Origin of the sequence: Gordonia sp. DT218 (genome assembly GCF_049847105.1) — a bacterium.
GTDB lineage: Bacteria > Actinomycetota > Actinomycetes > Mycobacteriales > Mycobacteriaceae > Gordonia.
In genome coordinates this window covers 1,243,582-1,256,807 of the sequence record NZ_JBNCNS010000001.1, presented here as the reverse complement: position 1 = coordinate 1,256,807, position 13,226 = coordinate 1,243,582, and the positions used below count along the sequence as shown (strand labels likewise).

General features: G+C 67.9%; 11 protein-coding genes. 8 read left to right on the top strand and 3 right to left on the bottom strand.

Going from position 1 to position 13,226, the window contains the following annotated elements; translation table 11 throughout:
* Nucleotides 1-38 precede the first annotated feature (38 nt).
* The 5 genes from ACPXCG_RS05865 to ACPXCG_RS05845 all read left to right on the top strand — a co-directional run bounded on the left by ACPXCG_RS05865 (nucleotide 39) and on the right by ACPXCG_RS05845 (nucleotide 4,775).
* Nucleotides 39-437 (top strand): RidA family protein, encoded by a 399-nt coding sequence (locus ACPXCG_RS05865; protein ID WP_425789973.1) that lies wholly within the window; start codon nucleotides 39-41, stop codon nucleotides 435-437.
* A complete protein-coding gene (locus tag ACPXCG_RS05860; protein WP_425789971.1) occupies nucleotides 437-1,630 on the top strand; it encodes a winged helix DNA-binding domain-containing protein in 1,194 nt (397 codons plus the stop codon). The genes ACPXCG_RS05865 and ACPXCG_RS05860 overlap by 1 nt, the downstream gene beginning before the upstream one ends.
* A 157-nt stretch (nucleotides 1,631-1,787) precedes the next feature.
* The gene (locus tag ACPXCG_RS05855; protein ID WP_425789970.1) at nucleotides 1,788-2,513 is read left to right on the top strand and encodes a response regulator transcription factor; all 726 of its coding nucleotides are present in this window, start codon (nucleotides 1,788-1,790) and stop codon (nucleotides 2,511-2,513) included.
* Nucleotides 2,510-4,000, top strand: coding sequence for a sensor histidine kinase (locus ACPXCG_RS05850; protein ID WP_425789968.1), 1,491 nt, complete (start codon nucleotides 2,510-2,512; stop codon nucleotides 3,998-4,000). Before ACPXCG_RS05855 ends, ACPXCG_RS05850 begins: the two co-directional genes overlap by 4 nt.
* Before the next feature lie 97 nt (nucleotides 4,001-4,097).
* Nucleotides 4,098-4,775 (top strand): DUF899 domain-containing protein, encoded by a 678-nt coding sequence (locus ACPXCG_RS05845; protein ID WP_425789966.1) that lies wholly within the window; start codon nucleotides 4,098-4,100, stop codon nucleotides 4,773-4,775.
* Between the two features lie 81 nt (nucleotides 4,776-4,856).
* Here ACPXCG_RS05845 and ACPXCG_RS05840 read toward each other — a convergent pair whose 3' ends face one another.
* Together ACPXCG_RS05840 and ACPXCG_RS05835 are read right to left on the bottom strand one after the other, a co-directional pair.
* Complete coding sequence (locus ACPXCG_RS05840) at nucleotides 4,857-5,696, bottom strand: hypothetical protein (protein WP_425789964.1); 840 nt, start codon at nucleotides 5,694-5,696, stop codon at nucleotides 4,857-4,859.
* 21 nt (nucleotides 5,697-5,717) lie between these two features.
* Entirely contained in the window at nucleotides 5,718-6,749 is a 1,032-nt protein-coding gene (locus ACPXCG_RS05835) for a DNA adenine methylase (RefSeq protein WP_425790507.1), read from the bottom strand.
* A 132-nt stretch (nucleotides 6,750-6,881) separates the two neighbouring features.
* On the opposite strand from ACPXCG_RS05835, the gene ACPXCG_RS05830 reads away from it, so the two are divergent.
* The gene (locus tag ACPXCG_RS05830) at nucleotides 6,882-7,310 is read left to right on the top strand and encodes an HIT family protein (RefSeq protein WP_425789962.1); all 429 of its coding nucleotides are present in this window, start codon (nucleotides 6,882-6,884) and stop codon (nucleotides 7,308-7,310) included.
* A gap of 58 nt (nucleotides 7,311-7,368) precedes the next feature.
* On the opposite strand, the gene ACPXCG_RS05825 is transcribed toward ACPXCG_RS05830, so the two are convergent.
* Nucleotides 7,369-9,543 carry a DEAD/DEAH box helicase gene (locus ACPXCG_RS05825; protein WP_425789960.1) on the bottom strand — a complete coding sequence of 725 codons (2,175 nt, stop codon included), beginning with the start codon at nucleotides 9,541-9,543 and terminating at the stop codon, nucleotides 7,369-7,371.
* A 122-nt stretch (nucleotides 9,544-9,665) separates the two neighbouring features.
* On the opposite strand from ACPXCG_RS05825, the gene ACPXCG_RS05820 reads away from it, so the two are divergent.
* Both ACPXCG_RS05820 and ACPXCG_RS05815 read left to right on the top strand, forming a co-directional pair.
* Entirely contained in the window at nucleotides 9,666-10,949 is a 1,284-nt protein-coding gene (locus ACPXCG_RS05820) for a glycosyltransferase (protein ID WP_425789958.1), read from the top strand.
* Entirely contained in the window at nucleotides 10,946-13,099 is a 2,154-nt protein-coding gene (locus ACPXCG_RS05815) for a glycosyltransferase family 39 protein (protein ID WP_425789956.1), read from the top strand. The genes ACPXCG_RS05820 and ACPXCG_RS05815 overlap by 4 nt, the downstream gene beginning before the upstream one ends.
* Nucleotides 13,100-13,226 lie beyond the last annotated feature (127 nt).

Genomic DNA, 13,226 nt, shown 5'->3' with positions numbered 1-13,226 from the left:
CTCTCGGGGCCGTCGGATCGCCGACGTAGGATCGGCCCATGTCGCGAGTTCGCCTGAACGGTTCGTCCGCTCTGCACGACGGGGGTTTCGCCTACAGCGCGACCGTCGCGCCCGGTCCGCTGCTGTTCACCGCCGGGATCAGTCCACTCACCACCGACGGTGCCGTGGACGCCCCGGGTGACGTCGTCGGTCAGACACGGAAGTGCCTGCAGAACCTGGCGGTGGTCCTCACCGAGCAGGGCGCATCGATGTCGGACGTCGCCAAGCTGACCATCTACGTCGCGGAGCAGTTGCAGGCTGATCTCATGGTCGCCTGGGACGCGGTCGTCGAGCAGTTCGGCGACGCGGTCCCACCGGCGATGATGTTGGGCGCCACCGTCCTGCCCTACGACGAACAGGTGGTCGAGATCGAGGCGATCGCCGCACTGCCAGCCTGATGGGCGCTCGTCCCGCGATCAGTGACGTGCAACGGCGCGCCCGGCTGGTCCACCGGCATCGTCTCGCCGCCGGAGACCACGCCTCATCGGTGGCCGAACTCGCGGACTCCCTTGTCGGCTATCACGCGACCACTCCCTCGACCGTCTATCTCTCGGCCTGGGCCCGTATCGCGGGATTCCGGCCGGACCAGATGGACGCCGCCCTGTATCGGGACCGCAGCCTGATCAAGCAGCTCGCGATGCGCCGCACCCTGTTCGTGTTCACCCGACCGGTCCTCGCCGACGCCGTCGGGGCGGTGGGTCCGCGAGTCACGGCCTCGGAGCGCACCAACATGCTGCGCGATCTCCGGCGCAGTCCCGGCTTCGACGATCCGGACCGATGGATCGACACCGCACGCGCCGCCGTTCGCGACGATCTCGCCGACGGCTCGCTGCGCACCTCCACGCAGCTCCGCGAACGTCTGCCGGCCCTCGACGGTTACGTGGTCCACGGCGTCGGCACCAAGTGGGAGGCGCGAGCCCCGATGGGACCGAGGGTGCTCAACATGATGAGCGCGGCCGGCGACATCGTGCGCGGGCCCAATTCCGCCGGCTGGCATCTTTCGAGGCCGTCGTGGTCGTCGATGAGCACGTGGCTCGGTGAGCCGTTGCCGGGCGTGACGGTCGAGGACGGGCACCGCGCGATGATCGAACGCTGGCTGCGTTCGTTCGGGCCGGGCACCGAGACCGACCTCGTCTGGTGGCTGGGCTCGACGAAGCGCGCGGTGCGTACGGCCCTTGCCGCGCTCGCCGTCGTCGAGGTCGACCTCGACGACGGGAACGTCGGCTACGTCCTCGCCGACGACGTGCCCGGCGACGGATCCGTCGACGACCCGGCCGAACCGGCGGCATTTCTCCTCCCCGAACTCGACCCGACGACGATGGGCTGGAAGCAGCGCGACTTCTATCTGGGACCGCATGTCGGGCACGTCTTCGACAGCAACGGCAACGGCGGTCAGACCGCGTGGTGGGACGGCCGGATCGTGGGCGGTTGGCGACAACACAAGGACGACGGCCGGATCGAGATCCACCCGCTCGAGAAATTGCCGCGGGCCGCGACACGCGCCCTGGCGGAACGGGCGGCGCAATTGGAGGCGTGGCTCGGCGAGGTACGCCCCTCACCCGGATATCCCGCCCCGTTCATGCGCGCCTGACCGCCGACAGCAACCCGTTTCTCGCTGACGGCAACCGGTTTTCCGCCGACAGCAACCGATTTTTCGCCGGCAGCAACCATCGCCGCAGGTCGGCACTCACAGAAATCTCCCAGCAATGATCCAGACTCATGGCAGCCTGGTGGGAGAAGGTGATGCCATGAGCGAAGCTGTGAAGGGTCAGGGCGCCGGTCAGGGCGCCAAGGTGCTCGTCGTCGACGACGAGGAGAACATCCGCGAGCTGCTTTCGGTCTCCCTCAAATTCCAGGGCTACGAGGTCTCGACCGCAGAGAACGGCCCCGCGGCGATCGACCGCTGCCGCACCTTCAAGCCCGATGTGCTGATCCTCGACGTCATGATGCCCGGCATGGACGGCTTCGGTCTGCTCCGCCGTCTGCGCGCCGACGGTGTCGCCGCCCCGGCGCTGTTCCTCTCGGCGCGCGACTCGATCGAGGACAAGATCAACGGACTGACCATCGGCGGCGACGACTACGTCACCAAGCCGTTCTCCCTCGAAGAGGTGGTCGCGCGTCTGCAGGTGCTGTTGCGACGCAGCGGATTCGACGAGCAGGCCAAAGAGTCGGCGCGGATCACCTTCGCCGACATCGAGCTCGACGACGAGACCCACGAGGTGTGGAAGGCAGGCGAACTCGTGTCGCTCTCGCCGACCGAATTCACGTTGCTGCGGTATTTCATGGTGAACGCGGGCACCGTCCTGTCCAAGCCACGCATTCTCGACCACGTGTGGAACTACGACTTCGGCGGCGAGGTCAATGTGGTCGAATCGTATGTGTCCTACCTGCGGCGCAAGCTCGACACCGGCGACAAGCGGCTCATCCACACCCTGCGGGGTGTGGGCTACGTGATGCGCGAGCCCCGCGGGTGACCAGCCCACCCACCACCGCACCTTCCGACCGACGGCCTGCGCCGCCGGCGCCGGACACAGGTCACACGCCCAAGAGGGGCATACCACTGCGGTTGTCCCTGGTCGGGCTGACTCTCGTGCTGGTCGTGCTGGGGCTGCTCGCGTCGGGCCTCGCCGTGACCTCGGCGATGAAGCAGGATCTGCTCTCCCGCACCGACGACGGGCTCACGAACGCCGTCCAGACCTGGGCGCGCCCACGCGACCCGGCGAGCGCCCCAACGCAGGGGATGCCGCCCGGTCCCCGGCGCCCACCGTCGCAGTACTACTCGATGATCACCATCGGTAGCGGCGACACGATCGTCAACAACGACTTCTCGGACGAGCCGGACATCGACGGTCTCCCGCCGGGGAACACCGGGCCGACCACCGTCGGGTCGGCCGACGGTGACGGCCCCGACTGGCGAGTGGTCAAGGCCTCGACCCCGTTCGGCGAATCCGTCGTCGCGACCCCGCTCGGAGACGTGCACGCCACGTTGTCGCGCCTGATGTGGTTGCAACTCGCGATCGGGGCCATCGTCGTGGTGGCCATCGGGGTGCTGAGCTATCTGCTGGTGCGGTCGAGTCTGCGGCCGCTGCGTCGCGTCGAGGAGACCGCTCACGCGATTGCGGCCGGCAATCTGAACATGCGGGTGCCGCCCGCGCCGCCCAACACCGAGGTCGGGAGTCTGTCCGGTTCGCTGAACGCGATGCTCGGTCAGATCCAGCGGGCCTTCGCGCGGACCGCGGCGTCCGAGCAGCAGGCACGCGCCTCCGAGGAGAAGATGCGGCGGTTCATCGCCGACGCCAGCCATGAGCTGCGTACGCCGCTCACCTCGATCAAGGGTTTCGCCGAGCTGTACAAGCAGGGAGGTGTCCCCGATGCGACCGACGCGATGGGACGCATCGACGCGGAGGCAGGCCGGATGGGCCTGCTCGTCGAGGACCTGCTGATGCTCGCCCGTCTCGATGCACACCGGCCGATCTCTCATCAGCCGGTCGACCTGCTGACCCTGGCCGCCGATGCGGTCCACAGCGCGAAAGCGGCTGCGCCGCAACGAGCGATCCGCATCGAGGTCGGGGACGCGGCGGAACCGCCGGTGGTCTCGGGTGACTCGCCGCGTCTGCTGCAGGTGCTGCGGAATCTGATCAACAATGCGATCGCCCACACGCCTGCCGAGGCGTCGATCACCATCGGCGTCGGGGTCGACCAGACCAACGGCCGTGACGACGTGCTGCTCACCGTCACCGACACGGGGCAGGGGCTCACTCCCGAGGAGGCCTCACACGTCTTCGAGCGCTTCTACCGCGGCGACACGTCTCGTCACCGAGGGGACGGCGGCGGCGGTAGCGGCCTGGGGCTCTCGATCGTGGCGGCGCTGGTCGACGCTCATCAGGGCACGGTCGGGGTGGACTCGACACCAGGGGAGGGCTCGACGTTCTGGGTGCGGCTCCCGCGACTGGCCGGCTGAGCCGGAACGCAGCGGGAACCCGCCGGGAACCCAGCCGAACCGATGATTACCCGGCGCCGGGGCGGTCAGTATGGGGAGAGGACGAAAGGAACTCCCCATGTCTGATGCCCTGCCACCCGTGGTCGATGACCAAACCTGGCGCGATGCGCTGTCCGACCTGCGAGTCCGGGAGAAGGCCGCCACCCGCGAACTCGACGCCATCGCCGCTCAGCGCCGACGACTGCCCATGGTCGAGATGCCGGACTACACGCTGACCGGGCCGGAGGGGCAGACCCGGCTGGTCGACATCTTCGCCGGCCGGTCCCAGCTCATCGTCTACAACCACATGTGGTCGAACGGCGCCGAGTTCCAATGCGGCGGTTGCACGAGCTTCACCGCGCAGTTCACCCGGCTCGACTTCCTCGACAACTACGACGCCCGGTTCGTGATCGTCACCAACGGGCCGATCGACGAGGCGTTGGCGTACAAGGCGAGAGTCGGCAACGCGATGGAGTGGTACTCGTCGGCCGAGAGCGCGTTCGGCACCGACGTCGACGCCGCTCCCGGTGAGGGATTCGGTCTCAATGTCTTTTTGCGCCAGGGTGATACCGTCTACCGCACCTGGCACACGTCGGGCCGCGGAGTGGAACAGCTTTCGCATACGTTCCCGTTGATCGACACCCTGCCGCGAGGTCGTCGCGAGGAATGGCAGGACATGCCCGACGGATGGCCGACCACACCGACATACGCGGGCTGGCTCGATTCACCGGACGTCGCGCGGCTCTACGGGGAGTGACCTGACCTGGCAGCCGCGACGGTTCCCGACATCCGCGACCCCGAAAACCCGTCGCGGATGTCGGGAACCGTCGCGGCTGCGTCAGATCAGGCGCCGCAGAGCCGCGAACTCGCGGACGTCGTCGCGGAAGCGGTCGAGGCTGACCAGTGTGTACATCCCGTCGATCTGACGATCCGCCCACAGTTGATGAATACGGCGGAGATCGGATTGGCGTGACTTCCAGCCGATGCCGTCGATCACCGCGAGCACCAGTTGTTTCGGCAGACGCACCTCGGCCATCTCCTCGATCTCACGGACGGCATCGGTGAGTTTGCTGCCCGTCGAATCGAAACCCTTTGCCGCGACGACGATGTCGGCTGTCTCGGGGTCGCCGATGATCAGATCCGCCGGCGCGGTGCGACCATTGCGCCCGGTGAAGCGGGATCGCGTCACGTAGTCGAGACCGAGATCGTGTGCGATGGCCTCGATCTCGTCTTCGATGTGGCGCCCCGACGCCCCCGCCCTGGTGGCGGTCACCCGACTACCGGCGCGTGCCACCAGGATGTCGGCGAAGGTGTAGGTGCGTTCCAGCTGGGTCCGGAGCATCCGCACCAGATCGAATTCGGTGTCCAGCCAGGTGATCAGATCGACCGGCTGGGAGCGCGCGACGCCGTGCCAGCCGGTGGTGCCGAAGCGGTCGCGCAGCACGTTCTTCAACTTCTCCTGCGAGAGCCCGACGGCCAGGCCGAGCACCGGGACGTCCGCGGGGTGGTCACGTACCCAGGCCGCCAGCCCCGCGACATCGGTGTCGAGCATGTCGCCCAGAGTGCCGGTGGCCTGGATGATGCGTTCCGCCTCCGGTGTCGACGCGGTCGGGTCGACATGAGAGGTCAACCGGCCCAGCGTCTTCAGATATTCGTCGAATGATCCGGCGTCACTCATCGTGCTGAGCACATCTGTCGTTCAGTCCCGCCCGATGAACAGGTACTCGCTCACGTCGCGCCGAGTCGCGGCGACGTGCGTGCCGAAGCTGTACTTGTGATCGATGGCCACCACCTCCACCGACGGTTTGACCTTGCCGAGCAGGTCGACGATCCGATCGGCGCCGGGCAGCGCGTTGGACGAGTACGACAACACGATCGCGCCCGACGCCTCGAAGTGCTCGAAGGTCCGGACCAGCGCGTCCTCGATGGTGTGCTTGTAGGCGAACGGCGTGTAGCGCTTGGTCAGCTTCTTGGTCTTGGTGTGTTCCATGATCGTCATACCGCGCCAGTATGCGCTGAGCCCCTCGAGGAAGTGATAGCGCTTGATGTAGTCGTTGTCGTCGGTGGGCGGCGCGTAGGGCGGGTCGAGGTAGACGAGATCGGGAGCAGTACCCAGGCCGCTGATGTCGAGATCGAAGATGTCGCCGCTGACGCTGCGGTTCGACTGCCCGTTGCTGAACACGGTGGAGTTGTACTCGTCCACCGCGCGCAGCCGGAAGTGGTCGCGCAGCGACATCCGTAGGTCACGGCGTCCATCGGCGTACCGGGACGAATCGGTGAAGGTGAACACCCCGCGCGGCTGCTTGCGTGCGGCCGACAACACGAGTGCGGAGATGGCGAGGTCGCGCCGATATCCGCGCAGCCGGTCGATGTGCGACCACGCCGAGTCCAGGAAGGCGCGGTCCTCGGCGGTGAAGTACAGACCGTCGAAGGTGGTCTGGATGAAGTCCCGGTCGTCGGCGGGCGGCCCGCAGATCTCCTCGACGAGGTCGGGTTCGAGGTGCACGCTCGAGTTGGCGACCGTCGCCCTGGTGATGATGTGCGGGAAGTTCAGGAAATCGTTGCTGATGACCTGGAAACCCTGTCGCTTGAGCAGATACGACACCACGCCGGACCCGGAGAACGCATCGACCGCCGTGGTACCGCCGATCTCGGCGAAGGTCCGTTCGAGGTGGGGGAGGAGCCGGTACTTGGAACCCATGTACCGCAACCGCGGAAATCGCTGGGCCATCGCGACGACGTCCGTCGACACGACGGTCCTGGTGAACTCTGGGCGACTCACACGAAAAGAATGTCATGGACCCCCGACAGCCACCGCGACAACACGTCGGGCGGTGTCATGTCAGCACCTACACTGACTGCCATGGCATCGGTCTTCAGCATGATCATCAACGGAGAACTGCCCGGACGGTTCGTGTGGCAGGACGGTCAGGCCGTCGCATTCCTCACCATCAACCCGGTGACCCCGGGGCACGTGCTCGTCGTGCCCCGCAAGGAGGTCGATCACTGGGAGCAGATGGACACCGCGTCCTACGCCCACCTCGCCGACGTCTCGCAGAAGATCGGTCGCGCGGTCAAGCAGGCGTTCGGGGTGTCGAGGGTCGGCACGATGATCGCCGGGCTCGAGGTCCCGCATGTGCACCTCCACGTCTTCCCGCTCGAGAGCATGGACGCCTTTGACCTCGGCAACGCGGAGAAGGATCCCGACCCGGCCGAACTCGATGCCGTCGCCGAGAAGATCCGCACCGCCCTGCGTGACACCGGCTACGGCGAGTACGTCGCCGACGCCTGACCTCCCCGATTTGTAGCAACAATCCGCGCCCACCGCGGATTGTTGCTACGTCCTCGGGCTACACCGTGCGATGGATGAGCAGCGGGAGGACGGTGTCGGCGCCTGCCTCGCGCAGCGCCGCGGCCGCGAGGGTGATCGGCCACCCCGACGACGTCTCGTCGACGACCAGCAATACGTTCTGACCTGTGACGTCGGGCATCTCGCCGAGATGATCACGCCAGTACACCGCTTCGGTGGCTCCGGTCGCGTCGCGGCCCGGGCCGTGCCTATCCGGCCCGCTCGCTGCACTCCCGGCGCCGTGTTGATTCGGCCCGCTCGCTCCGCTCCCGGCGCCGTCGCCTGACCTCACCGGGACGGTCAGCCGAGGTCGTCGACCGACCTCGCAGAGGTGATCGGCGACCTTGTCGGCGAGCACGGTCCCGGTCAGCCGCAGGGACGCGATGACGTCCGGCCGGATACCGCTCTCGCGCACCCACGACGACAACGTGGCCACGGCGGCATCACCGAGATCTGCCAGCGCCTGCCCATCACCGCGCCGAGCGGCGGCGAGCAGATCGGTCCATTCCGGGGCGTCGGCGTGCGCCAGGACGCGTCCAGGCTCGGCGGCAAGGCCGGCGGGAATGCGGCCGCGGGTCCCGAATGCGCCGCCCGGCCACATCTTTCGCGGTTCCAGGGTCAGCGCGGATCGGCGGAGCGACCCGGTGATCGTGCGGACGAGTTCCGGTGACACCTCCGACGACAACGGCTCGGTGAGCTTGCCGCGACACACCGAGCAGCGACCACACGGTTCTGCGGCCGGATCGTCGAGCGACGACGTCAACAGCTGCATGAGGCATTCGCGGCCCGCCACGTAGGCGCGCATGATGTCGGCCTCGCGGCGCCGGACGGCCAACACCCCGTCGTAGTGCTCCTGGTCGTAGGTCCAGGGCCTGCCGGTCGACTCCCAGCCGTCGGGACCGCGTTCGGTCGCACCGTCGACGGCGAGCTGCTTCAACATCAATTCGACTCGGCCCCTGCGGAATCCGGTCGAAGATTCCAGCTGCGGCACCGACATCGGGCCGTCGGCGGCACCCAGTGTGTCGAGCAGAACCTGCATCCGATCCGGGTCCGGGATGGTCGCGGTGGCGAAATGCTCCCAGATCGCGTCGTCGGCCCGCGAGGCCAGCAGCATCACCACCGCGTCGTCGAGCGCACGGCCGGCGCGACCGACCTGCTGGTAGTAAGAGACCGGTGACGGCGGAGAACCGACGTGCACCACGAACCCGAGATCCGGTTTGTCGTAGCCCATGCCCAGTGCCGACGTCGCCACCAGGGCCTTGACCTCGTTGCGCAGCAAGGCATCCTCGAGTCGATGACGACTGTCGCCGTCCAGTTGCCCGGTGTAGGCGGCGATCGGGTAGTCGGCGCCGTGTACCGCACGAATCGCATCCACCAGCCGGTCGGCATCCGCGACCGTGAGCACGTAGACGATGCCCGACCCGGGCAGGCTCGGCAGATACTGTGCCACCCAGCCGTATCGTTCGATCGGCGACAGGTCGTCGATCACGTTGAGGTGCAGTGATTTCCGCGCCAACGAACCGCGTAGCACGAGGGTATCGTCCCCCAGCTGCGCCGCCACGTCCTCGGTCACCCGCGCATTCGCGGTCGCGGTGGTCGCGAGCACCGGCGTCTGCGGATTCAGCGTCTGCAACACATCCGATACCCGGCGATAGTCGGGCCGGAAGTCGTGACCCCAGTCCGAGATCGCATGCGCCTCGTCGATCACCAGTAGGCCCAGCTGACCGGCCAGCGCGTCCAGCACACGCCGTCCGAACCCGGGATTGGCCAGCCGTTCCGGCGAGACGAGCAAGACGTCGAGCTCACCCGACCGAAGCTCACCCTCGACCGCCGACCACTCGTCGAAGTTCGACGAGTTCAACGTCGCGGCCCGCAGCCCGGCCCGTTCGGCCGCGCTGACCTGATCGCGCATCAACGAGAGCAGCGGAGACACGATCAGGGTCGGCCCGCCGCCACCTTCTCGGCGGATCGCGGTCGCAGACCAGTAGACCGCCGACTTCCCCCAGCCGGTCGCCTGCACCACCAGGACTCGTGCGGCGGGAGTCACCAGCGCCGACACCGCCGTCAGCTGGTCGTCGCGCAGGTGCGCGCCGGGCCCGGCGAGACTCTCGATCACCCGGTCGGCGGCCTCCCGCTGCTCGGTGGACAGGGCGGCCGATGTGGATGAAGAGGACATGACGCCAACCTATCGGGCCGCGGTGACACCGGCACGTCGTCGTCCACAGGCTCGAAATCGCTCACAGGAACCTGACAGCGTCGACGCAGAGTGGGTGAAGTTTGACACCCGATTCTTGGATCATGACAACAGACGCCCTCCCGATGGCCGCCTCGCCGTCGACGATCGTCGCCGACAGTTCGACGCCGGCGCCCGTCCTCGACATCGTCGTGCCGGTCTACAACGAACAGGCCGACATCGCCGGTTCGGTCCGTCGCCTGCGCGACCATCTCCGCACCCATGTGCCCTACCCGTCGCGCATCACCGTCGCCGACAACGCCAGCACCGACTCCACGCTGGCGATCGCCGCTCAGCTCGCCGGCGAGATCGACGGAGTGCGCGTGGTGCATCTCGATCAGAAGGGTCGCGGGCGTGCCCTCAACGCGGTGTGGCGGGCCAGCGATGCCGAGATCGTCGCCTACTGCGACGTCGACCTCTCCACCGACCTCAATGCGTTGATGCCCCTGATCGCGCCGCTCATCTCCGGGCACTCCGACATCGCCATCGGCACGAGGCTCTCGCGGGCGTCGCGGGTGGTCCGGGGTCCGAAGCGCGAGTTCATCTCCCGTTCCTACAACCTGATCCTGCGGACCACGATGCGTGCGAAGTTCTCCGACGCGCAGTGCGGATTCAAGGCGATGCGCACCGAGATCGCCCGGCAGGTGCTGCCGTACGTCGAGGACACCGGCTGGTTCTTCGACACCGAGCTCCTGGTGCTCGCCGAGCGGATCGGGCTGCGGATCGCCGAGGTCCCGGTCGACTGGGTCGACGATCCGAACAGCACGGTCGACATCGTGTCGACCGCCGTCGCAGACCTGAAGGGCTGCGCCCGCGTCGGGTATGCGCTGACCACCGGACGGTTGCCCATCGCCGAACTGCGCGACACGATCGGACGGGACCGGGCTCCCGGTCCGCAGCTCGAGGGTGTGCCGTTCGGCCTGGTCGGCCAGTTGGCCCGGTTCTGCGTCATCGGCGTCGCGTCCACCATCGCCTACGCGGTGCTCTACCTGTTGCTGCACTCGTTCCTGGGAGCGCAGGTGTCGAACTTCGTCGCGTTGGCCGTCACCGCGGTGCTCAACACCGCGGCCAACCGTCGCTTCAGCTTCGGCATAGAGGGTCGGGAGGGCGCCGTCCGGCACCAGTTGTTCGGGCTCGGGGTCTTCGTGTTCGGCTGGCTGGTCACCTCGGGAGCCCTGGTCGCGCTCCACGCCTTCGCCCCCGAATCCACGAAGCATGTGGAACTGGTGGTGCTCGTGGTCGCCAACCTGGTCGCCACGATGACCCGCTTCGTCGGGCTACGGTGGGTCTTCCGCGGACACCTGGCCGCAGCCAACCCCAAACCCATCGCCGAAGGGGCAGCCGAATGAGCACTGTCGTCGACAGTCCCGCATCCGCCTCCGTTCCGCCCGACGCTCCAGCGTCCGGGCGGAACGCCCATGTGTGGCAGCGTGTCTCGCTCGCGCTGCTGCTCGTCGGCACCGGGGTGCTCTACATCGTGAACCTGTCGGCCAACGGCTGGGCGAACTCGTTCTACTCGGCGGCCATCCAGGCCGGATCCGAATCCTGGAAGGCCTGGTTCTTCGGGTCGTCGGACATGGCCAACTCCATCACCGTCGACAAACCCCCCGCCGCACTGTGGATTCCGGGGATCTCGGTGCGGATCTTCGGGCTCAACTCGTGGTCGATCCTGATCCCCGAGGCCCTGATGGGTGTCGCGTCGGTCGCGCTTCTCTACGTCATCACCAAGAAGTACTTCGGGCATTGGGCCGGCATCCTGGCCGGTGCGACGCTGGCGATCACACCTGTCGCGGCGCTCATGTTCCGCTTCGACAACCCGGAGGCATTGCTGATCCTGCTGATGGTCGCGGCCGTCTGGGCGACTCTCAAGGCCGTCGAGGACGGCCGGCTCCGGTGGATGATCCTGACCGGTGTGTTCATCGGGTTCGGCTTCCTCACCAAGCAACTACAGGTGATGCTGATCGTGCCGCCGCTGGCGATCACGTATCTCGCGTTCGGACAACACTCCTGGGTGAAGCGCCTCGGGCATCTCTTCGCGGCGCTGGGCGCGATGATCGTCAGTGCCGGGTGGTGGATTCTCACCGTCGAACTGTGGCCGGCGTCGTCGCGCCCGTGGATCGGTGGCTCGCAGAACAATTCGATTCTCGAACTCACCTTCGGTTACAACGGTTTCGGGCGACTCAGCGGCAACGAGACCGGCAGTGTCGTCCCCGGCGGCGGGCGCGGAGACGGCGCCGGTGCCGGCCTGAACGCCTACGCGGGCGCGATGGGCGGGCCGCCCGGCGGCGGCCCGGGTGGTGGTCCCGGCGGAGGCGGCGGCATGTGGGGTGAGACGGGGTGGCTCCGGATGTTCGAGCCGGCCCAGGGCGGTCAGATCGCGTGGCTGATCCCGACCGGCCTGGTGCTGGCCATCGCCGCGCTGTTCGTGATCGGCAAGGCCCGCCGCACCGACCTGCGGCGCGCCTATCTCGTCGTGTGGGGACTGTGGCTGCTGGTCACCATGATGGTGTTCAGCTTCATGGCGGGTATCTTCCACAGCTACTACACCGCTGCGCTGGCACCGGCGGTCGCGGCGGTGGTGGCCGGCGGCGCCGCGGTGTGCTGGTCGGCCCGTGATCGGCTCTGGGTGCGCGTCGTGCTCGCCGCCGCGGTGTGGATCGGGGCGATCTGGGGCTTCGCGCTGCTCGCTCGGTCGCCCGAATTCGTGCCGTGGTTGCGCTGGATGGTGCTGATCGTGGGCATCGTCGGCGGTGCCGCGATGCTGGTCGCGCATCGGCCGTACCTGTCGGCACTGGCGGTGATCACCGCGCTCGCCGCGGCACTCGCCGGCCCCGTCGCCTACACGATCGACACGGTGTCGACACCCAAAGAGGGGTCGATCATCTCGGCCGGCCCGCGCGTCAGCGGTGAATTCGGTCCCGGTGGCGGTGGACCGGGCGGTCACCATCGGTGGGGTGCGATGCGCGGCGGCATGCAGGCCGGCGGCGGGGGTGCGCCGGGCATGATGCCCGGTGGCGCGGCGAACAGGCCCGGCGGGATGCCAGGAGGCGGCGGCATGGGCATGCCGGGCGCTATGGCGGGCCCCGGCGGCATGGGCGCCGAGGGCGGACCCGGCGGCATGGGCGGACCCGGCGGCCTGCTGAACGGCTCGAAGCCGAGCGAAGAACTCGTCGCGATGCTGCGGACCGACGCCGACCAGTTCACCTGGGTGGCCGCGGCGGTCGGCTCGAACGAGGCGTCGGGTTATCAGCTCGAGTCCGGTCACTCTGTGATGCCGATCGGCGGGTTCAACGGCACGGATCCGTCGCCGACCCTCGAGCAGTTCCAGAAGCTGGTGGCAGAGAAGAAGATCCACTACTTCATCGGGGGTGGGCGCGGTTTCGGCAGCTCGGACACGACGCAACCGTCCGCCCAGATCGCCGCGTGGGTGCAGGAGAACTACACCGCGACGACGGTCGATGGCACCACGGTGTACGACCTGACGGCGGCGCCGGACTGACCCTGACCCGACAGCGCCGCTGATGGACCTCACCCGTCGTCGGAGACCTCTGTCCCGCAGAAGGTCTCCGACGGTGGGTGAGGTCTCTGCGTCCACGCGGTGCGCACGTCGCCCGATGCGCCCCCAA